Here is a 20,252-nt window from a genome sequence, read left to right on the forward strand (position 1 = left end):
TACAGCCCGGTGCTACTTGACAAGCAGCATCCGTCCGGTCTGTGTTTGTCCCGAAGTCACAAGCCGGTACATGTAAACACCGCTCGGCAATCCCGAAGCGTCAAAAATCACCTCGTGATTTCCTGCGGAGTGCATTTCATCCTTGAGCAATGTAACCTTGCGGCCCAGTGCGTCAAAGACTTCCAGTCTTGCGTTCATGGACGCGGGCAGCTCGTAACGTATGGTGGTTTCCGGATTGAAAGGATTGGGATAATTGTCCCCAACCCTGACATTATCCGGCAATTCCGAGGCAAATTCCTGATCGTCACCGGCTGAAGTAGGCTCACGATCGTAAAGAATGTCGGCGGCTTCTGTAAGTGTGACAAATCTGATGCGGTCACCGTAATATTCTGTCAGGTAATCCAGCAGCTCCTCAATCCATTCAATGATCAACCCATCCTTGTAGCCGGGTCGGATAAAGGGATCGTGCAGCATCAGATTGTAAAAACCATCGGCTTCGCCCCGGTCTTTTATATCGGCTATAGCTGTGTCCAATGATTCCTGGTAATCCCAGCTTTCCGTAACCCATGTATACTCCTGATGTACAGGAACATCGATTAAACCTTCGGTTACCTCTTTGGGATACTGTCCATCGCTGCTGCGGAAATTGGATACGACATGCAGGTCAAAGTCGACAAGGACCTCATAGGTTGTCTGATCAAGACTATGTCCCGGGGCAATGAATGAGGTCAGAGGCACATCCATGTAATCACTCAATGTTTGGATGGCATTTTCAAGGATTTCTGCCTGCTCTTCATAGGAAAAGTTGTAGTCAAGTGTGGGGCAGTACATTTCATGACCAAATGGACCGCTGTCACAATCGAGCGGACAATAATGCGTGTATCCGTGAACGGATATTTCATGTCCCCGGTCGGCGCTCTTCTGAAGATCGCGTTCCATGTGTCCACCCTCGTTGAGCCCCTCTTTCAGCCTGTGCGGAATGACGCCCCACGTCACCTTGCCGCCAAAAGCTTCGACGGCATCCTGAAAAGCAGTAAAATTGTGCGGAACGTTCCATCCGGCGTAGCTGTCCGACCGGAAATAGATATCATCCACCCGCAGCAGAAAGTAAAGGGTGTCGGATTTTTCCTGTTCAATTTGGTTGCCGGAGTCATGATAACCTGAATCAATGGCATCGGCGGGTGATGCAGTGAGAATGGAAATGAAAAAGAGCATGGACATTATGAAGAATGTCCGGATCGATGTTTGCTTTCCGGTTGTAAGTGGATTCATTGGTCTGTATTCAGTTGCAGATTGTCCCTGTTATGTTGCAACTTGGCCCTTCTAAGCTACAGATTTCCCCGTTATGTTCCTGTTTGTTATGTTCCCGCTTCAACAATATTTTCATTCTGGATCCGAACAGTGCGGGCCGGATACTTTTTTACCATGTCGTAGTTGTGCGTGACCATAAGCACTGCCATGCCGCGGTTGTTGATCTGGCGGAAGAGGTCCATGATCGAATGGGCGGCCTCCGGATCCAGGTTGCCGGTCGGCTCATCAGCAAGCATCAGTTTGGGTTCGTTGGCAAGGGCCCGGGCTATGACGACACGCTGCTGTTCGCCCCCGGATAGTTCTTCGGGCATGTCATAGCGACGGTGGCTGAGTCCGACCATGGAAAGAACTTCCATTACCCGCTGTTTGATTTTGCTGCGCCGTGTACCGGTAACCTCGAGCGCAAAAGCTACATTTTCGTATACGTTCCGGTCCGGCAAAAGCTGGAAATCCTGGAAAACAATTCCGACACTGCGTCTCAGTTCAGGCACCTTGCGTTCACTAAGTGAAGTTACCTCTGTTCCTGCAACATAGACTTCACCTTCATCGGGAAGCAGATCCCTGTAAATTAATTTTAAAAAGGAGCTTTTCCCGGACCCGGTGGAACCGATCAGATAAGTGAATTCCCCCCGGTCGAGAGTGAAATTCAGATCATCGAACAGCGTCCGGTCGTCAAACCGTACGGTAATATTTTTAAAGGAAATAACGGGCTGCTCATCCATGCGAAACCACCATGGTTATTCGGTCACTGTTGTCTGTGGCGTCTTCAAGTTCGAAATCTTCATAAGCGGCAGAGATTTGCAGGCCGCACGCTTCCACAAGGGCAGCGATTTCATGGAGGCGCCAGATCTTCTGCCGGTGAACTTCCTCGAATTCCTCGGAAACAACACCTGTTTCCGGGTCTTTTTTCCGGACTTCGAAGTGGTTGGTGTGCACTGCGTTTTTGCTGTTGTAGGAACTTCTGCGATAGAATGTCCAGGTTTTTCCGATGCTTCGTTCACCATTCAAAAGAGGGGCAACTTTCGGAGAAAAGTTGGGTGTGGTAAAATCAAAAATGAAAAAACCATTTTCTTTGAGGCATCGGGCGGCACTTTTCAACAGCGAGCGTATTTCTTCAGGTTCATGCAGATAATTCATACTGTCAAAAACCATAAAAATGATATCGAAGGATTTTCCAGGATTTAAAGTGCGCATATCCTGAACTTGCCATTCAATGCTGCTGCCGCGGACAGCCGCCTTGTTCCTGGCTATTTCTATCATTTCAGCAGATACATCGGTAGCGGTAATCCTGTAATCATCAAAACGTTCCATCATCAGCGCCATGGTTCCGGTCCCGCATGCCAGCTCAAGAAGGGATTCGGCAGCAGGGTGGTGGTACTGAATGATGCTGTCAATATATTCCGTCCACTCCTCGTAATCGACGTCTTTCATGATTTCGTCATACACAGGAGCAATCCTCCGATATATATTGTTGTTATAGGATTTGTGACGCGTAGCGGCTGATTGCATGGTGATCGAGCAGGAAAAATTCCGAACCGGTTATCATATGCGGCCGGATGTTGTCAAAGCCATTTCAAGCGATGCAATATATCTTTTTTCGAAGCAATCTTACAGTGCTTTTTTCCTGCGCGAGGTTCTTTTTTCCGCCAGTTCCCTGGCCAGATGCAGTGCCTTTTCCATGGATCCGGCATCAGCCTGATTTTGTCCTGCCAGGGAGAAAGCCGTACCGTGATCTGGGGAGGTCCGGATGATGGGCAGGCCGGTGGTGATATTGACGCCGCCACCGAAACCGGTCATTTTCAGGGGAATCAGCCCCTGGTCATGGTACATTGCCAAAACCATATCAGTGTTTTCATATGATTTGCTTGCAAAAAAACCATCAGCAGGCCATGGACCGGTGATATCCATGCCTTTGTTTTCAAGTGTCCGGATGACGGGGGATATAATATCGGCTTCCTCATTACCGATGACCCCGCCGTCTCCGGCATGCGGATTAAGTCCGAGAACGGCAATGCGGGGCGATTGTATCGAGAACGAATCCGCGAGGTAACGGTGAAACAGCAGCAGTTTCTCTTCGAGCAGCTCCGGGGTCAGAGCCGAAGGGACATCCCGCAGAGGAATGTGAATGGTGGCAAGACCGACACGCATGATGTCATTTACCAGCATCATTCCGACACTGCTGCTCCCCGTGTGTTCGGCAAGAAACTCGGTATGGCCGGGGACATTGTACCCCGCAAGATGAATGGCCTCTTTGGATATCGGTGCCGTAACCAGTGCGTCGGCCGTTCCGTCCATGCAGCAATCTACAGCGGATGCTATGGCTGTCATGGCCGCTTTTCCGGCAAGGGCGGTTATTTCCCCGGGTCTGATTTCGACAGGAGATGAGGAGACGGATATCAAATGAACATGCCCGGATTCAGGAGCAACGGTGCCAGTACTTTCTTTCCAGAATATGGGTATCTCCAGTTTCTCTGCGTAGAATTTCAGGGTTTCCGGGCATGCGAAAATCATGAAGCCGGGCAAATTTTGACCGCCCGGGTTATTATGATCCGGTCCCAATAATTTGTGCAGTGATTTAAGGATGATTTCCGGTCCGATGCCGTTCCCGTCACCCATGGATACGGCCAGAACCGGAGTTTTTTTAACGCTGCTGCCCATAATCACTTATCTCTGTTCTATGAGCCGGAAATCACCGAATCCGGTTGTGGCTTCAAACACAAACTGTTTATCACCATAATGCCAGACCTCCCGGGTTGCCTGGTTGGGTGGAAATGTTCGCTCTTTTCTATCGGGTTCGCCGTTGCGGATATACACCATGCCTTGATCTGACTCATATCCGGGTTTCTGAGGTGTAGTGAAATTGTCATAAGCGTAATCTATTCTGCGGTAATACTCAACCATCAGCTCATTGTATTCCCGGTCAGGACTGGGATCACGCTCCGCCCAAAATTCACGGAAACGCCGTTCCCGGTCTTCCCGGCTTCCTCTTCGCAGAGAGCGCATTTCACTGTCATCCGCAATGTATTCCATCATATTGATGGCAACATCAAGGTTTAGAAGACTTTTCGGCATATCAAGCCAGTAATTCTGATACGTTCGGCTTGCTATGGTATGTTCTTGTCCGTCAGCATCGGTTTTTTTCAGCCGGATCCGGTAGTGTGCATTCTGAAAAGTGCTGTTAGGGATTTTGAGTACATAAAATGATCCGATATCAGCGGTCTTTTCTGGTTTTTCAAGTCTGAAATAGGGCCGGTCATCATTCATGTAAATTTCAGGAAGATATCCTTTGCGAATCTCTTCTTGATTGATCGAATACTCCATCATTTTTTCCCGGTCGGTCGTATCGCTCCCGCTGATTCTGACTCTTGTTATATCAAGTTCGTAACCGGCGTCATCCGTTGCTTCCGGAAACCAGATGCCAAGATTGTGATCTCTTCCGTAAAACACATTATTTCCCATATTGGCAAGGGGTGTATCAAACGGTGCTTCCAGAGAATTCTCATCATCCAGGAAATAGAAATATGCGATATGGCTGTCTGATGTATCAGCGATTTTAAAACGGGACTCAAGACCGCGCCGGGTTCTTCCGCCGGCCGTTGTCGTTGTTTCGATGCGATAAGTCCCGGGTTCAAGGGATGTGGTGATCATATTCTGCACGAACTCCAGAGGGGAACTGGCCTGTTCATAGGTTTCAGCAAAGACGGTTTCATTCCAGCGGACGGTTTTGACGGCATCACGGTCGGATTGTGAATCACCGTCTGAGGCTCCTTTAAACACACGTACATTTACATCGGGCTCGGCATAGAAATTTCTCCGGCTTTCAGGATCGTCGCGGTCGCGATAGCGGCGAAAGGAAAGAAAGTTGTTCTGAATACGAAAAAGAGAAACCAGTGTGGATTCATGTGATGAGGTATCAGGGATTACCAGCTGTTCGGAAAACACCCGGGCGTCGCGGTCACGCATGCGAAGTGATTCGTATGTTATCCGCTGTGCATATAAGTCTGAAGCGCACAATAATAATATGACAAGGGTTACAGTAAATGCGGCAGTGTACTGCAGCGGGAGCAGGCGTTGAAGAAGAGACGTAATAAGGGTCAGGTGCATGATATCTCCGGATTGATGTTGACAATACATAACCTATAAGATACGGCCGTAATTCCCAAAAATTATCCTTATTGACCGGCAATTGGCTGATATATCAAACACCCATGCAAATCAGCAGATTGCTCAGATCTGACCCGGAGGTGTTTCGGGTCTTGGCCTGGCTTCATCCTGATGATGATGCGGGTGCGTGCAGTAATGGGTGTGTCGGTTGTTGCGAAAGACGGTCCAGGCAAGCAGCAGTGCTCCGGCGAAAGTTACCGAAGTCCGCACCCAGGCCATGGCCGGAACAGAACCTCCGGAAATCTGGTCATGACTGACATGCAGGAAAAACTGGCTGAACAGAATCAGAACCAGACTCGTCACATAAAGCCCCAGCAACCGGTAATCTTTATGGCGCAGCCAGGTAGGTGCAAATCCGGCAAGGCTGATCGGGACAACGGATATTACCAGGATTTGTTCAATTGTCTCTGAAAAAAAAGTGGATATCGCAGGCAGCAGCAGAAGAACCAGAGGTGTTGCCATGCAGTGTACAACGCACAAAGAAGACAGGATAATACTTAATCTGACAAACAGAGAACGTTTTTGAAATAGTTTTGTCATATGGTCAGTTGCATTCCGGACAGGTACCGTGAAGTCTGAATTCCTGGGATTTGATTATAAATCCCCGGTCACTGGGAACTGCCGGTTTAAGGTATTCCGCGTCCATAGGAAGACAATATATTCGTTCACACTCATCACAGATAAAGTGTGCGTGATCATCAGGCTGCATGGATGTTCCGCCGTCGTGCATTTGAAGTGCGTATAACCAGTTTCTGTCTTCAGTAGCTACTTTGTGCGCCAGTCCGCACGAAACGAAAGCGTTCAATGTTCTGTATAGTGTGACTTTATCCGGGCTGGCATCATCAAGACGCTCTGTAATATCATTGTGAGACAATGCAATGTCGGAGTTCATCAGGACCTCCAGCACCCGGATTCTGGTGGCTGTTGCTTTAAGTCCATGCTTCTGAAGTACTTCCCTTTGTTTTGCTTCTGTATTCATAATTTAAAATATAACAAAAGTGCAACTCAGTTGCAATACCTTGACAAGGAAACATCAGTCCGGAATACCTCTCTGATCTGCAATAATAATACTTTTTATATCTTGTTTAAATCATTTGCCGGAAGTTTCAGCACCACTTATCTTAGATTCGATTGTTTGCAGGAAACGTTCAAGGCAAACAGGCTTATTCAACGGACCGGATCTGGCGCAGGTACACACAAGCGCATGGTTAAATATGGTCATAGAATTTCACTTCGTGACCTTGGAAATTAAAAGATTAAACGCATGAAATACCCATGGTGGCTTACCGTCACACAGGAGCATGATTATAGCCAGCACGGGTACTGCATGTGACGTCAGAATCATAAAATATAAACGCATGAAAATAGGAATTATCGGAGCCGGGATTTCCGGACTCACCGCTGGCAGGGAGTTGGTAAGAGCAGGGCACGATGTTGTAGTTTTTGAGAAAAGCAATGCTCCCGGAGGCAGAATTGCTACCCGCAGAAGCAATACCCCCACGGTCTATACTTTTGATCACGGGTCACCCTACCTCTCCGGTTCCAGCAGTGAATTTACAGTATTCATCAACGAGCTGAAAGAAAACGGCATTGTTCGTGAATGGACCGACTCGGTATCTTATTACAAGGATGGAAAAATTCTTCCTGAAATACCCGGACGCGACCGTGAGACGCTTTATATAGCCCCTGAGGGTATGAACAGGATAGGCAAGTATATGGCCAGGTGGCTTGATTTCCATTTTTCCGAAAAAGTCGGCGGACTGACTCATATTGGCGGATCGCGCATCAAAAAAAGCCCCTGGATGATAAACTCCAGTACTATCAATGTGTTTGAAGCTGATGCTGTTATAATTGCAACTCCGGCAATACAGGCTTATGGCCTTGTTTCAACTGCGCAGGACGAGTTAGATCTGCGAAAAATGATTTCTGTACTCGATGAAATCCCATACAATTCCACTTATTCGTTTATGGCAGGGTATGGCAAGCGGGATCTTCCAGATTGGTCACTCGTCAGCTGCCAGCATCCGGTGATATCATGGTTGAGCAATGAAAGCCGGAAAAAAGTCAATATGGATGAGCTTGCAATTGTTGCTCACACTACACATGAATTCACCCGGGAGCATATTGAAGACGAGTCGCCTGAGGCGACCGACCGGGAAATAAAAAAAGGGCTGGGGGAAGTCCTCGGATCATGGGCATCGAGACCGGAATGGTCGCAGTCGCATTTATGGCGCTACAAGCGTCCGAGAAAGAGCCTGGGTATGCCATTTCTGGAGTCGGAAAACGATTTGGCTCCACTGGCTGTTATTGGAGATTACTTTCAGGGAACAACCCTTGAAGCCGCTTATCTGTCCGGTTTGCGACTCGGCAAGCACTGGGCAGAGAAACTTACCTGAAAACAGCCTGATTTGTGAAGGAACTTCGCAAGCTTAATCGCTTCTTTCTGAATTATAAGTGGACCCTGCTCCTGGGTACCATTCTGCTTGTTGCAGCCAATTTCTTTCTTATCTGGATACCCATTCTGATACGGCGGACCATGGATCAGATTGAGAAGGTTGCAGAGGAGATGGACGTGCCTTATGAAAGTGCGGTCGCCACCCTGTTTTCGGACGAGGCCGGATGGTTTTTGCTGCAGAACACGGCCATGCTTGTCACAGCCGTTCTGATTTACGGATTTCTTCTGTTTGCGACCCGTCAGACGCTTATAGTTACATCCCGGAAAATTGAGTTCGATCTGCGAAACGAGATTTACCGGCATCTTCAGAAACTCCCGAAATCTTTTTTCGACACCAACAAGACGGGAGATATCTACACCCGGACAACGGAGGATGTTGTACGTGTCAGGGAGTATTTTGGCCCGGCATTCATGTACACGATCAATACCATGTCACGGGCCGGAATTATCATAACCATCATGATAATGGTTCATCCGGGCCTGACTTTCTGGGCTCTGCTGCCACTGCCGTTTCTGGCTGCAATGGCCTACTGGGTGAGCCGCTATATTAACCGCCGGTCCGCTGAAATTCAGCAGCAGTATGCCCTTATGGCAGGAAAAATTCAGGAAGTGTTTTCGAGCATCCGGATGATCAAGGCTTTCAACCGAGAAAACCATCAATCCGAACAGTTTCTCAGAGAAAGCAGTCGTTACCGGCGGAAAAAGCTTCGTCTGGATGTCGTTGAAGCTTTGTTTCATCCCATGCTGCTGTTTCTTATCGGTCTTTCAATTGTTCTGGTAGTCTGGCAGGGCGGGCTCATGGTGATGGCCGGAGCAGTGACTGTGGGAAATATCGCCGAATTTGTGATCTATGTCACTTATCTGACATGGCCGGTGGCATCGCTCGGATATACTCTGAATCTTCTGCAGCGCTCTGCCGCATCCAATTCCAGAATACAAAAACTGCTGAGTATCCCGGCAGAAACAAGCGGACGCGAAATTACCGGTCACGAAGCGTCGGGCGCCGGCCAGGAACCTGCAGGATTCAATAAAGAGCTTGTTTTCGAAAATGTGACCTTTACGTATCCGGGAGCGGATGATCCCGCACTGAAAAATATCAGTTTCAAAGTAAAACCCGGCGAAAGAATCGGTATAGTGGGCAGGACAGGATCCGGAAAAACGACTCTGGTGCAGCTAATTCCAAGAATGTATGACCCTGACAGCGGCCGGATAGTGATTGACGGCACGGATATCCGTAAATGGGACCTGTCACATCTGCGTTCAATGATTGGTTTTGTACCTCAGGAAAATTTTCTATTTTCAGATACCATCCAGGAAAATATCGCCTTTGGCAAAGATGGTGCATCCGGGGAGGAAGTTCAGGATGCTGCAGAAAAAGCCGAAGTTCTTGAAAATATTTTGGAATTTGAAAAAAAATTCGACACTATACTTGGAGAACGTGGTATCACGTTGTCCGGGGGACAAAAACAGCGTACCAGCATAGCTCGTGCTCTCATACGCAAACCCGGAATCCTTGTTTTGGACGATTCACTAAGTGCTGTGGACACAAAAACAGAAGAATACATTATACAAAATCTGGAGACTGAGTCCCACCACATGACGATGTTTATCATTTGCCACAGGTTGTCTTCGCTCAGACATGTTGACAGAATTTTAGTATTGGATGATGGAAGGATTGTAGAAAACGGTGCTCATGAGGACTTGATGGCAAAGAACGGATATTTTGCAAACATGTACCGTAAACAACTGATTGAAAAAGAACTGGAACAAATATAATTGCAAAGGGTTCTTGCGTTTGAAAGCGGAAGACCCGAAATCTAATATAATGGAGAGGAAACCATGATAGTAATTCCACTTGGTGTGTCATCTGCGACGCCTACAGCTGTCAGGCATCTGCCTTCAGTAGCGCTATGGAGAGAAGGCTCGGTCTTCTTGTTTGATTGTGGAGAAAATGCTCAGATGAGATTGCTGCAGGCAGGAATCAAACGTTCCAAAGTAGACACCATTTTTATTTCTCATCTCGACGGAGACCATATATTCGGCTTGTTCGGACTTTTGAGTACACTCCAGCTCCAGAGAAGAGACAAAACGCTGCACATTGTGGGTCCTCAGGGACTGAAGAAAATGGTTGATACTGTTTTCAAGACAACGGAAGTCGAGCTTGAGTTTGACATAAAATACAAAGAGCTGAAAGACGGATTCGAGCATGAGGTCGTACTCGAGGATGAAGAGTACTATGTCGAAGCGCGGCCGCTGAAACATACCAAACTCTGTATTGGCTACCGTTTCCAGGAAAAGGACAAACCGGGCAAGGTTGATGCAGAAAAAGCTGAAACAGCCGGTATTTCCGAGGATGCCCAGTTTAAGGCGCTGAAAAACGGAGAAGATGTCACACTTGAAGATGGCACCGTCGTTCACTCAGCTGATATTGTAGGTGATCCCAGACCGGGGCAGAGCTTTGTTTATGTAACTGACACCGAGTTTTGTGAAAATGCCATCCGCCTGGCAGAGAACGCTACCATCCTGTACCACGAAGCCACCTTTGGCGAGCCGCTAAAGGAAAAAGCAGAAGATACAGGTCACTCCAGTGCCCAGGATGCCGCCATCGTTGCCAAAACTGCAAAAGTGGAACGACTGGTTATCGGTCACTTCTCGGCCAGGTACTCAAACCAGTTCCTTTTGCTTAAGGAAGCAAGGGGCGTATTTGAAAAAACATGGCTTGCTTATGAGCTTCGTCCGATCTTTACAAATCCGGCACAGGAAAAGGATATCATCAGCCCGCGTGTTGAAATCATTGACCTGAAAGATAAACGTGCTCAGAAATCCAGAAAGACATTCAAACCCGAAGCAAAGCGGAAAGGCAGCTTTAAGAAAAGGAGATTCAAACGGAAACCGGCGAACGCGCGTTACTACAAAAGCGATTCGGATCAGTCCAGACGCGGACGTTATAAAAAACCTTACAAGCAGCGTCCCGAAGAAGACCAGTCCAAATCAAGTCCGCACCGCCCGGGCAAGCCTTTACCCATAACACCTCGAACTCCGTTTGATGACTTCGACCGCTTCTGACAAGCGTTCCGGAAATAATAAATCAGCACAAGGTAAAGCCGTCGACAGCTATCTGATACGACGGCTTTACTACTTTTTGGCACCGTACAAGTGGTTCATGGTCCTGGCGCTTGTACTGACACTTTCAGTTGCCTTTCTGGGGCCGTTACGGCCATATCTGACCCAGATAGCAGTTGATGATTATATTGCCGACCGGGATGCCGGCGGACTGGCCCGGCTGATGCTTCTGTATCTCGGTGTGCTGATGCTGGAGACGATCATATTGATCGGAAACACCTATCTGATGCGGTGGGTCGGTCAGGGAGCGCTCTTCAGGCTGCGAAATGCCGTTTTTGAAAAGATTCAGAATCTGCATGTCCAGTTTTTCGACAAAAATCCGATTGGGCGGCTGATTACCAGAACCACCAGCGACATTGAAGCGCTCAACGATCTTCTTTCAACCGGTGTCGTCAATATTATCGGAGACCTCTTTCGGATCGTATTCATCATAGGTTTCATGCTCAGCATGAGCTGGGAGCTCTCCATCGTAAGTCTTAGTGTTCTTCCGGTCCTCGTGTATGCCACATTCTGGTTCAAAGCCAAAGTCAGAGTCGCATTTCTCAATGTCCGGGATCAGATCGCGCGCCTGCACTCATTCATCCAGGAGCACATCAACGGAATGAATATTGTGCAGCTGTTCGGAAGGGGGGAAAAAGAAGCAGAAAAATTTGCATCTATAAACAAGGACCACACCGATGCACATATCCGTACTATCTTCTATTTTGCGCTTTTCTGGCCTGCTGTTGAGGTTATCGCTTCACTGGCGATGGCACTTGTCATTTGGTATGGAGGAGCACAGGCCCTTTCCGGCCAGGTGACGTTTGGTGTGCTGCTGGCATTTATTCAGTATGTCCGTCAGTTTTTTGTGCCTATCCGTGACCTTTCTGAGAAGTTTAATACCCTGCAGAGCGCACTGGCTTCCTCCGAGCGTATTTTTGGTGTACTGGATACTGAAAATGAAATCACCGATGCGGAACACCCCGTTACACCGGCAAAGCAGGACGGACACATCCGCTTTGAGGATGTATCATTCCGGTACAATGAAAACGAAACGGAAGGGGATGTTCTCAAGAACGCCTCTTTTGAGGTTCGGCCCGGTGAGGTCGTTGCAATTGTTGGTGCCACGGGTGCCGGAAAAACGACAATCATCAATTTGCTGATGCGTTTTTATGATGTCTCAGCCGGCAGGATAACCATTGATGGCGTTGACATTCGACAAATGAGCCAGTCCTGTCTCCGGTCCTACTTCGGTCTGGTCCTTCAGGATAACCTGCTTTTTGAAGGCACAATTATGGATAATATCACACTCGGAAATAATGATATTACGAGAGAGCAGGTAATGCAGGCATCGCAGGCGGTTCAGGCAGACCGTTTTATCCGGAAACTGCCCGGCGGGTACATGCACCGCATAGCGGAGCGGGGTGCGTCACTGTCAATGGGACAACGCCAGCTGATCTGCTTTGTCCGGGCAATTGTATTTGATCCCAAAGTGCTTGTTCTGGACGAAGCTACCTCAAATGTAGACTCCGAAACTGAGTATCTGGTATCGCGGGCACTGGACTCCATAATGGAAGGCAGAACAACCCTGGTCATTGCGCATCGTCTTTCAACCATACAGCATGCCGATAACATACTGGTAATGCATAAAGGCCGGATACGGGAAACAGGCACCCATGAGCAGCTGCTGGCAAAGACCGATGGCATATACCGCAGGCTGTATGAACTGCAATACCGCGATCAAAAAGTCAACCCGTTGACGTAGTCGATGATGTCGGACGGCGTATCTGGCGGAAGACAATAAAAACGGTCACAGAATATGTTGCCGTCATGGTAGGATGCAGGCTCACCATTAGAGAATATCCTGGTCTGAAATCCGGCCGCCTCCATGATGGCTGCAGGTGCCGCCAAATCCCAGTATGCAGTTTTACGGAAACTTAAAAACCCGGTATTCGGCCCGTTCAGCGGTCCTATGATATTGTGAGCTGCTGCAGATGTACGCTTGACCGGCAGGTGGGTAAGCTCTTCCAGCCTGTTTCTCAATGCGGGTTCGGCTCCTTTGACAACAAGCGGCATTTGATGGCGCCAGCTTATTGTGTGATGAATTTCACGATACTCATGCAGTGATGTGTAAAGTCTTGTGCGAACATATGGGTTTCCGTAAAGGATGCAATTGCGCTCGGGCTGATAAAGCATGCCGAATCGCGCTTCGCCCTCAACGCACAGGCTTATAAGCACAAAATAGTTCGGTGAGCCGTCAACGAACTTGCTGGTTCCGTCAATGGGATCGATATACCAGACCAGCCTGCTTTTTGAATGGTAGGAATGAGAAGATTCATCTTCTTCACTTACAACGGTTTCGCCCGGGAAAGCCCGGTTGAGCAGCTCCAGCCAGTATTCACTCATCTCCTCATCCACACTCGTGACTTTTGAACCGTCCTTCTTATACCGTGTTTCAAAGTTTTTGTTGTGACGATACAACCTGAGCTTGCGTCCGGCCTCCTCAAGATGCGGGTACAGCCACTTGAACCGTAAATTAAACTCCTTTTCAGACATCATCGGTCAATCCGTTTATCAACATTTGCTTCAAGCAGCTCCATTTCGAACAAACTCGCCTGTTTCCTGTAAAAGGAAAATTTATATATTTCAGAGTCAGAAAAATTTGAAACCATAAATCAACCGGGTAACAATATGGAAGAAGATAAGGGCAATGAACAAGTTAAGTTTGATGATTTGTCAAAAAAATTTGACAGTACATACAAGGATATTATTGAAAAGCTGAATGAAGAAAAAGACCGGCTTGAAAATGAGTTGCGGCAGGAGTACCGGTCCGCAAGGAAATATGTGCGTTCACATCCGGAAGAAGGACTGGCCTACTCATTTCTCGGCGGCCTTGTGGCAGGCGTCATCATAGCAAAAATTTTTTCCAGAAGGTGACGTTCCCTGCAAAGGAACCGGGTTGATATTTCCCGGCTTCCTTTTATTACAGGACAAATACTTTTATCTTTCATTATAAGCGGTTGCTCCTGCGGGGTAACCGTTTTTTTTGGGATGCAATCGATTTTTATATTTAAATAACCCGGATGCTGCAACACGCATCCAAACGATCCATAGGAGTTGACATGGCAGAGCTGAATTATACATCAGACCAGATAAACGAATTGCTGCAGCGCGTAGATGCGCTGAGGAGGTATCTTTGACTATGACGGACGCAAAGAAAGGATAGGTGAACTGGAATACAAGGCTCAGCAACCAGGATTCTGGGACGATGCCGATCAGGCCCAAAAGCTGATGCAGGATCTGAATCATGAAAAATCATGGGTGCAGCAATGGGATGAAATTGATGAAAAGAGGCAGAATATTCTGCTTTTTCAGGAGATTCTGGCGGAAGGAGATGACGTGACCGATGATCTGAACTCCGAAATAACCAGCCTGAAAGAACAGGTCGAAGACCTTGAATTCAAAAACATGCTTGATGAGGCAGATGACCGCAGGGATGCATTGCTGACTATCAATCCGGGTGCCGGCGGAACCGAAAGCCAGGACTGGGCGGAAATGCTGTACCGCATGTATGTACGATGGGCAGATGACAATGATTTTGATGCAACCGTTCTTGAATATCAGCCGGGCGATGTAGCTGGTATCAAAAGTGCAACAATAGAGGTAAAGGGAAGTTTTGCATACGGATATCTGAAAGCTGAAAACGGTGTGCACCGGCTGGTCCGGATATCTCCGTTTGACAGCAACGCCCGCCGGCATACCTCGTTTTGCTCGGTATTTGTCACACCCCTTGTAGACGATGAAATTGAAGTCGATCTGAATCAGGATGATATCGAAATGCAGCGGTTTCATGCCGGCGGCAAAGGCGGCCAGAATGTCAACAAGGTTGAAACAGGTGTCCGCCTGATATGGACCGGAACACTGTCAAATGGAAAAGAGGAGCGCGTAGTGGCTGAATGTCAGCAGGAGCGTTCGCAGCTTCAGAATCGCGAAAAAGCCATGGTGATGCTCAAGTCAAGAGTTTATGATCTTGAAAAAAAGATCAAGGAGGAGGAAAAGGACAAAATCGAAAGCAGTAAAATGAAAAATGAGTGGGGCTCCCAGATTCGCTCCTATGTCTTCCATCCGTACAACATGGTCAAAGATCATCGCACAGGACATGAAACATCCAATGTGGAGTCTGTGATGGATGGAGATATTGACCCGTTTATTAAAGCCTACCTGATGTCCAATGCCTGATAGATTTGATTTTCTTGTTCTTGGCAGTGGCGGTGCGGGCTTGTCGTATGCCTTGCGTGTGGCAAAGTTCGGAAGCGTAGCCATTATTACAAAAAAAGAGTCGGCCGAATCCAATACGAATTATGCCCAGGGCGGACTGGCAAGTGTTATTGATAAAAACGACACTTTTGAGTCACACATTCAGGATACTCTGACAGCAGGTGCCGGTCTGTGTGACCCGGAAATTGTGGAGATTGTTGTCAGGCAGGGGCCTGATGTGGTTCGCGAGCTTCTGGAATGGGGGGCGCAGTTCACATCGAAAGACGGAGAGCTGGATCTGGGCCGTGAAGGCGGACACTCCCGCAACAGAATCGTCCATGCTGCTGACCGTACCGGAAAAGAAATTGAACAGGCACTGCTCTCAGCTGTTGAGAAGCACCCGAATATCAGTATGTATGAGCACCATTTCGCCCTTGAACTGATTACCGAACATCATCTTGGGAAAAAAGTCACCAGACATGACAATGATATCCACTGTTTCGGCTCTTATGTACTCAACACACAAACGGGTAAGGTGGAAACGATTCTGGCAAAGTCTACACTTATTGCAACCGGTGGTGTAGGTGAGGCCTATTTGCACAGTACCAATCCGTCGATTGCCACCGGTGACGGTATTGCAATGGCATATCGCGCCAAAGCCAGAATCGGCAATATGGAATTCATGCAGTTTCATCCGACCACATTGAATGTTCCGGGAGCCGGGTCGTTTTTGATTTCGGAGGCGGTGCGTGGCAAGGGCGGAATTCTGCGATCACGCGACGGGCGTGCCTTTATGTCCGATTACGATGAACGCGCCGAGCTTGCACCGAGAGATATTGTTGCCCGTGCGATTGATGATCATTTAAAAAAGACCGGTGATGAGAGTGTTTATCTTGATGTGACTCATATTGACAAGGAGACTCTTGACCGTAATTTTCCGCACATTTCGGCTACTTGTCTGAGGCATGGTGTTGATATTTCCGAACAGTGGATTCCTGTTGTACCGGCTGCTCATTACCTTTGCGGAGGAGTCATGACTGATCAAAATGGCAGAACATCCATTCATGGATTGTATTGTACCGGGGAGGCCTCATGCACCGGGCTGCATGGTGCCAACCGGCTCGCATCAAACAGCTTGCTGGAGGCAATCGTTTTATCAAAAAGGGCTGCTGAAGATGCCGCGAAATATGTGCTGGAGATAAATGAACACACGCCAGTTCCGGAGTGGGACGAAAGCGGCACCGTGAATGCCGAAGAGGCTGTTCTGATTTATCACAACAGGAATGAGCTCCAGAATGTGATGTGGAATTATGTGGGAATTGTACGAAGTGACCTGCGCCTGAAACGCGCTTTCCGGCGGACCAGACTTCTCTACGAGGAGACGGAGGATTTCTACCAGCGTACCCGCGTTAGTGTTCCCCTGTGTGAGCTTAGAAATCTTATAGCTAATTCATATGTCATAATTTCCTCAGCACTTTCCCGCAAAGAGAGCAGGGGACTGCATTATACCACAGATTATCCGAAACCCGTTGAAAGATTCAGAAAGAACACCGTAATTTGAATCTGTAAGACCTTTTCCTGGCTAACACAAAACAAAAACTGCTTTTGTCATGCTGCACATCGGAGTAACAGGAGGTATCGGGAGCGGAAAAAGCCTGTTCCTTAAGGAATGGGAGAAAATGGGAGCACGAGTTGTATATTCCGATGACCTTGCTCAAAAACTGATGCTTGAAAATGCCGATCTGAAAAGCGAAATTATTCGCATTTTCGGCGAGCAGGCCTATAACGAAGACGGATCGCTCAACCGGGAGTTTCTTGCTGCTGAAGCGTTCGGAAAAGGCCGCATTTCAGAACTGAACACTCTTGTTCATCCCGTTGTGGTCAATGAGCTCACCATGCTTAAGGAGCAGGCGGAACGTGAGGGCTTCGGATTATTCGCTCATGAGTCGGCACTCTTACTTGATTCTCCAACTGCCGAAATGTGTGATGTGATCATCATGGTTGCCAGTGAGCCTGAAGAGCGTATCCGGCGGGTTGTCAAAAGGGACAAATCAAGTGAAGAGGCGGTACGCCACCGGATGGATAAGCAGCCTGATTTTGATGCGCTTTCCGACCGGGCAAATCTCGTTATCCACAATGATGGTGATGAAAAGCAGCTGAAACGGAAGGCTGAAGAAGTATATAAAGAGCTCGAAGCGGTTGCAGCCGGTCAGACCTGATCATCCTGCAAGAATTTATCATTCAATCTCAAAACCGGCTCACGTACAATGCCGGTCTGCACCACGGGCATCGGGGGGGCAAGCTCATTCAAACTGGCACACTGGATCAGAACAACGGTGAATTCATACTAACGTATGATGATAACCGCTTCTTGAACGGCAAACGCCGACTTCATCCGGCGTCTTATTCCTGATGCCGGAAGTGACAATGGCATGGCAGAGCAGCGGAGCCGGTTTATTCCTGCGTCACTGATTCAGAACAACATGCATGCCTTCCCGGATATCATACTCCCTCACAAATCCGGCATTAACCTCCAGAACATACTGGGCCGGTGATTCAGATGGAATCTGCCGGTCTGAATACGGTGTGGTGTTGGTGTGGATGCGCACAATCCGGTCATTGCTGTCCATATAAATAATATCAAGGGACAGAGGCGTATTGACCATCCAGAAACTTCGCTCTCTTTCGTCTTCAAAAATGAAGTACATTCCGGTGTCAAAGTCCATCTCCTGAACCTCCATCAGACCTCTGTTACGCTCATTTTCGGTCTGGGCAAGAGCGACATTGACCTCAGCCACGGTCTCCTGGCGGTCTTCCGTAAGAATTTCGACGGTGTGTGTCGGATCGATGGTCCTGCCGTTGCTTTCGGTATCTCGGATTCTTTCGGGTGAATCATCATTCCCGCAGGAAATGAGAAACGGCAGTAATATCAACAATGCAGAACATCGGAATATCTTCATAATCGTAATAAATCGGGGTGCAGGGTAGTCTTTTATCTTCGGTTAATGTGTTGCCGGATAAAATACCCAATCATTAACAAAATTACAGTTGTCAATGTTGACGGAACCGTTCAGAAAGTGTTATTGAAGGGGTTCGTTTTTGGCTATTGTTAAATTTTGCCGTATATTTCCTTCTTGTAAGTGAGCTCTTGGCGGGCTCACTTTTTTTGTATCAGGAAACAGGTAAAACGGAGTCCCTGATGGAAGAACATAATGAAATAAAGTCATTGACAGAACAGGTTCTGCAGAATTTCGACCTGTTTCTTGTTGATATTGAACTGAAAGGTTCTCAGGGAAATCGTATCGTCTGGATTTTTGTCGAATCTGAGCATGGCAATGTATCGCTGGACGCCTGTGCGGAGGTGAGTCGTGAACTTGAGTTTTTACTTGATGCAGCCGGCTGGCGTGGTAAAAAGTATACGCTGAATGTCTCTTCGCCGGGACTCGATCGGCCACTGAAGGATATCAGGCAATATGTTAACAACCTGGGACGTAAAGCAACTGTAATCTATGAAAAAAGTGGCGAAAACGTTCAGGAAGAAGGAAAACTTGTCAGTGCTGACGGGGACAGCATCGTGCTGCAAAAAGACAGCAAGCAGCAGATCAGCATCCCGTTTGAGAACATCGTAGAAACCATGATACAACCAGTTTTTAACAAACAATAACGGCAGGCTCGAAACACAGTTACATGCAAACGGATATTTCAAAACAGATTATTCAGTCTTTTGCCGAAATTGCAAAAGACAAGGGAATTGACAGGGATCTGCTTCTGTCGATTCTGGAAGACGTATTTCGGTCCATGATCAAGAAAAAGTACGAATCGGATGATGCGTTTTCCGTTATTCTGAATCCCGACCGCGGTGAAATTCAGATTATGCATATCCGTGAAGTGGTCCCGGATGAGGAGCTCAATGACCCGGTCAACGAAATCGGCATTACCGAAGCCAAAAAGCTGGATCCCGACCTGGAGTTGTATGATGAATTTGCCCAGGAGATCAGAATCGAAGATTTTGGTCGCCGTGCAGTGATGATGGCCAGGCAGACACTTGCCCAGCGCATACGTGAAATAGAGAAGGACAACATTTTCGAAGATTACAGCGATCGTATCGGCGAAATCGTTCTGGGGGATGTTTACCAGGTCCGGAACCGGGACATCCTGGTAAATCATAACGGTGTTGAACTGATTCTGCCCAAGGGGCATCAGATTTACAAGGACAGATACCGAAAGGGGGATACCATCCGCGCTGTGGTTGTTGAGGTGAAGCGGCAGGAAGGGAATCCGGCGGTAATCATATCCCGAACGTCACCGCTTTTTCTTGAACGCCTGTTTGAGAATGAAATCCCCGAGGTATTTGACGGGGTGATAGAAATAATCAAAACGGTTCGTGAACCGGGTGACCGGTCGAAGGTGGCCGTTGTTTCCCATGATGAGAGGGTGGATCCCGTAGGTGCCTGCGTCGGAATGAAGGGTATCCGCATTCACTCCATTGTCAGGGAGCTTTGCAACGAGAATATTGATGTGATCAACTTCACCGAAGATGATCACGAATTTATAAAACGGGCACTGCAGCCCGCTCATGTCCAGTCAGTTGAGATTGACAAGGGTAAAAAGCGGGCAAAAGTTGTTGTCCCCGCCGACCAGGTTTCCAAGGCTATAGGCAAGGGCGGTGTCAATATCAGGCTGGCAACGCAGCTTACCGGGTTTGAGATTGATGTATACAGAGAAGTGGAAGATGAGGATGACATTGACATTTTCGAGTTTGCCGATGACTTCGGAGACGAAATCGTGCAGATGCTCTTTGATATCGGATGCGATACAGCGCGTGCCGTCCTCGATCTCAGCCCTGAAGAGTTGCAGCGGCGAACGGAAGGCAAACTTGAACTGAAGGATGCCAAACACATCATCCGTACCATAGAAGAAGAGTTCGAAGAAGACGAGGCCTGACGAAAGCCAATTAGCGAAG

General features: G+C 48.0%; 19 protein-coding genes. 10 read left to right on the forward strand and 9 right to left on the reverse strand.

The window, feature by feature from the left end:
• Positions 1 to 12: 12 nt before the first annotated feature.
• The 7 genes from NATSA_RS10770 to NATSA_RS10800 all read right to left on the reverse strand — a co-directional run bounded on the left by NATSA_RS10770 (position 13) and on the right by NATSA_RS10800 (position 6,454).
• Positions 13 to 1,272 carry a DUF2334 domain-containing protein gene (locus NATSA_RS10770; protein WP_210512482.1) on the reverse strand — a complete coding sequence of 420 codons (1,260 nt, stop codon included), beginning with the start codon at positions 1,270 to 1,272 and terminating at the stop codon, positions 13 to 15.
• 86 nt (positions 1,273 to 1,358) lie between these two features.
• Positions 1,359 to 2,033, reverse strand: coding sequence for a cell division ATP-binding protein FtsE (ftsE, locus tag NATSA_RS10775; RefSeq protein ID WP_210512484.1), 675 nt, complete (start codon positions 2,031 to 2,033; stop codon positions 1,359 to 1,361).
• Entirely contained in the window at positions 2,026 to 2,820 is a 795-nt protein-coding gene (locus tag NATSA_RS10780) for a class I SAM-dependent DNA methyltransferase (protein ID WP_272491773.1), read from the reverse strand. The genes ftsE and NATSA_RS10780 overlap by 8 nt, the downstream gene beginning before the upstream one ends.
• A gap of 99 nt (positions 2,821 to 2,919) precedes the next feature.
• Positions 2,920 to 3,969: a 4-hydroxythreonine-4-phosphate dehydrogenase PdxA gene (gene pdxA, locus NATSA_RS10785; protein ID WP_210512488.1), complete on the reverse strand. Its 1,050-nt coding sequence runs from the start codon at positions 3,967 to 3,969 to the stop codon at positions 2,920 to 2,922.
• Positions 3,970 to 3,975: 6 nt separating this feature from the next.
• Positions 3,976 to 5,415, reverse strand: a complete 1,440-nt coding sequence (locus NATSA_RS10790; protein ID WP_210512490.1) for a GWxTD domain-containing protein — start codon at positions 5,413 to 5,415, stop codon at positions 3,976 to 3,978.
• 123 nt (positions 5,416 to 5,538) lie between these two features.
• Positions 5,539 to 6,015, reverse strand: a complete 477-nt coding sequence (locus NATSA_RS10795; RefSeq protein ID WP_210512492.1) for a MerC domain-containing protein — start codon at positions 6,013 to 6,015, stop codon at positions 5,539 to 5,541.
• A gap of 4 nt (positions 6,016 to 6,019) precedes the next feature.
• Entirely contained in the window at positions 6,020 to 6,454 is a 435-nt protein-coding gene (locus NATSA_RS10800; protein WP_210512494.1) for a Fur family transcriptional regulator, read from the reverse strand.
• 322 nt (positions 6,455 to 6,776) lie between these two features.
• On the opposite strand from NATSA_RS10800, the gene NATSA_RS10805 reads away from it, so the two are divergent.
• The 4 genes from NATSA_RS10805 (at position 6,777) to NATSA_RS10820 (ending at position 12,797) form a co-directional block, all read left to right on the forward strand.
• The gene (locus tag NATSA_RS10805) at positions 6,777 to 7,871 is read left to right on the forward strand and encodes an NAD(P)/FAD-dependent oxidoreductase (protein ID WP_336244708.1); all 1,095 of its coding nucleotides are present in this window, start codon (positions 6,777 to 6,779) and stop codon (positions 7,869 to 7,871) included.
• A gap of 14 nt (positions 7,872 to 7,885) precedes the next feature.
• Positions 7,886 to 9,706 carry an ABC transporter ATP-binding protein gene (locus NATSA_RS10810; protein WP_336244709.1) on the forward strand — a complete coding sequence of 607 codons (1,821 nt, stop codon included), beginning with the start codon at positions 7,886 to 7,888 and terminating at the stop codon, positions 9,704 to 9,706.
• A gap of 63 nt (positions 9,707 to 9,769) precedes the next feature.
• Positions 9,770 to 10,996 (forward strand): ribonuclease Z, encoded by a 1,227-nt coding sequence (rnz, locus tag NATSA_RS10815; RefSeq protein WP_210512497.1) that lies wholly within the window; start codon positions 9,770 to 9,772, stop codon positions 10,994 to 10,996.
• A complete protein-coding gene (locus NATSA_RS10820) occupies positions 10,977 to 12,797 on the forward strand; it encodes an ABC transporter ATP-binding protein (protein WP_246481810.1) in 1,821 nt (606 codons plus the stop codon). The genes rnz and NATSA_RS10820 overlap by 20 nt, the downstream gene beginning before the upstream one ends.
• On the opposite strand, the gene NATSA_RS10825 is transcribed toward NATSA_RS10820, so the two are convergent.
• Positions 12,773 to 13,591 carry an inositol monophosphatase family protein gene (locus tag NATSA_RS10825; protein ID WP_210512500.1) on the reverse strand — a complete coding sequence of 273 codons (819 nt, stop codon included), beginning with the start codon at positions 13,589 to 13,591 and terminating at the stop codon, positions 12,773 to 12,775. The two genes, NATSA_RS10820 and NATSA_RS10825, sit on opposite strands and share 25 nt — an antisense overlap.
• A 132-nt stretch (positions 13,592 to 13,723) precedes the next feature.
• Between NATSA_RS10825 and NATSA_RS10830 the strand changes: the two genes are divergently transcribed.
• The 4 genes from NATSA_RS10830 to coaE all read left to right on the forward strand — a co-directional run bounded on the left by NATSA_RS10830 (position 13,724) and on the right by coaE (position 17,508).
• Complete coding sequence (locus NATSA_RS10830; RefSeq protein ID WP_210512502.1) at positions 13,724 to 13,969, forward strand: hypothetical protein; 246 nt, start codon at positions 13,724 to 13,726, stop codon at positions 13,967 to 13,969.
• A gap of 185 nt (positions 13,970 to 14,154) precedes the next feature.
• A protein-coding gene (gene prfB / locus NATSA_RS10835) for a peptide chain release factor 2 (protein WP_210512503.1) occupies positions 14,155 to 15,271 on the forward strand; the annotation gives its coding sequence in 2 pieces (ribosomal slippage) (positions 14,155 to 14,229 and positions 14,231 to 15,271; 1,116 coding nt in all).
• Positions 15,264 to 16,850 carry an L-aspartate oxidase gene (gene nadB / locus NATSA_RS10840; RefSeq protein ID WP_210512505.1) on the forward strand — a complete coding sequence of 529 codons (1,587 nt, stop codon included), beginning with the start codon at positions 15,264 to 15,266 and terminating at the stop codon, positions 16,848 to 16,850. Before prfB ends, nadB begins: the two co-directional genes overlap by 8 nt.
• Positions 16,851 to 16,899: 49 nt before the next feature.
• The gene (coaE, locus tag NATSA_RS10845; RefSeq protein WP_210512507.1) at positions 16,900 to 17,508 is read left to right on the forward strand and encodes a dephospho-CoA kinase; all 609 of its coding nucleotides are present in this window, start codon (positions 16,900 to 16,902) and stop codon (positions 17,506 to 17,508) included.
• Between the two features lie 246 nt (positions 17,509 to 17,754).
• Here the strand turns inward: coaE and NATSA_RS10850 are convergent, their stop codons facing one another.
• Positions 17,755 to 18,249: a DUF192 domain-containing protein gene (locus tag NATSA_RS10850; RefSeq protein ID WP_210512509.1), complete on the reverse strand. Its 495-nt coding sequence runs from the start codon at positions 18,247 to 18,249 to the stop codon at positions 17,755 to 17,757.
• Between the two features lie 239 nt (positions 18,250 to 18,488).
• Between NATSA_RS10850 and NATSA_RS10855 the strand changes: the two genes are divergently transcribed.
• On the forward strand, positions 18,489 to 18,953 hold the full coding sequence (locus NATSA_RS10855) for a ribosome maturation factor RimP (RefSeq protein WP_210512511.1): 465 nt from the start codon (positions 18,489 to 18,491) through the stop codon (positions 18,951 to 18,953).
• Positions 18,954 to 18,976: 23 nt separating this feature from the next.
• Positions 18,977 to 20,233: a transcription termination factor NusA gene (gene nusA / locus NATSA_RS10860; protein WP_210512513.1), complete on the forward strand. Its 1,257-nt coding sequence runs from the start codon at positions 18,977 to 18,979 to the stop codon at positions 20,231 to 20,233.
• Positions 20,234 to 20,252 lie beyond the last annotated feature (19 nt).

The organism is Natronogracilivirga saccharolytica (assembly GCF_017921895.1).
Lineage (GTDB): Bacteria > Bacteroidota > Rhodothermia > Balneolales > Natronogracilivirgulaceae > Natronogracilivirga > Natronogracilivirga saccharolytica.

Excerpts from the sequence above, each read along its gene's own strand:
- NATSA_RS10800 (WP_210512494.1), bottom strand. The coding sequence starts at position 6,454 with ATGAATACAGAAGCAAAACAAAGGGAAGTACTTCAGAAGCATGGACTT.
- NATSA_RS10790 (WP_210512490.1), bottom strand. The coding sequence starts at position 5,415 with ATGCACCTGACCCTTATTACGTCTCTTCTTCAACGCCTGCTCCCGCTG.
- NATSA_RS10825 (WP_210512500.1), bottom strand. The coding sequence starts at position 13,591 with ATGATGTCTGAAAAGGAGTTTAATTTACGGTTCAAGTGGCTGTACCCG.
- NATSA_RS10795 (WP_210512492.1), bottom strand. The coding sequence starts at position 6,015 with ATGACAAAACTATTTCAAAAACGTTCTCTGTTTGTCAGATTAAGTATT.
- coaE (WP_210512507.1), top strand. The coding sequence starts at position 16,900 with ATGCTGCACATCGGAGTAACAGGAGGTATCGGGAGCGGAAAAAGCCTG.
- NATSA_RS10770 (WP_210512482.1), bottom strand. The coding sequence starts at position 1,272 with ATGAATCCACTTACAACCGGAAAGCAAACATCGATCCGGACATTCTTC.
- nusA (WP_210512513.1), top strand. The coding sequence starts at position 18,977 with ATGCAAACGGATATTTCAAAACAGATTATTCAGTCTTTTGCCGAAATT.
- pdxA (WP_210512488.1), bottom strand. The coding sequence starts at position 3,969 with ATGGGCAGCAGCGTTAAAAAAACTCCGGTTCTGGCCGTATCCATGGGT.
- nadB (WP_210512505.1), top strand. The coding sequence starts at position 15,264 with ATGCCTGATAGATTTGATTTTCTTGTTCTTGGCAGTGGCGGTGCGGGC.
- rnz (WP_210512497.1), top strand. The coding sequence starts at position 9,770 with ATGATAGTAATTCCACTTGGTGTGTCATCTGCGACGCCTACAGCTGTC.
- NATSA_RS10830 (WP_210512502.1), top strand. The coding sequence starts at position 13,724 with ATGGAAGAAGATAAGGGCAATGAACAAGTTAAGTTTGATGATTTGTCA.
- NATSA_RS10820 (WP_246481810.1), top strand. The coding sequence starts at position 10,977 with ATGACTTCGACCGCTTCTGACAAGCGTTCCGGAAATAATAAATCAGCA.
- NATSA_RS10855 (WP_210512511.1), top strand. The coding sequence starts at position 18,489 with ATGGAAGAACATAATGAAATAAAGTCATTGACAGAACAGGTTCTGCAG.
- NATSA_RS10850 (WP_210512509.1), bottom strand. The coding sequence starts at position 18,249 with ATGAAGATATTCCGATGTTCTGCATTGTTGATATTACTGCCGTTTCTC.
- NATSA_RS10805 (WP_336244708.1), top strand. The coding sequence starts at position 6,777 with ATGATTATAGCCAGCACGGGTACTGCATGTGACGTCAGAATCATAAAA.
- NATSA_RS10780 (WP_272491773.1), bottom strand. The coding sequence starts at position 2,820 with ATGCAATCAGCCGCTACGCGTCACAAATCCTATAACAACAATATATAT.
- ftsE (WP_210512484.1), bottom strand. The coding sequence starts at position 2,033 with ATGGATGAGCAGCCCGTTATTTCCTTTAAAAATATTACCGTACGGTTT.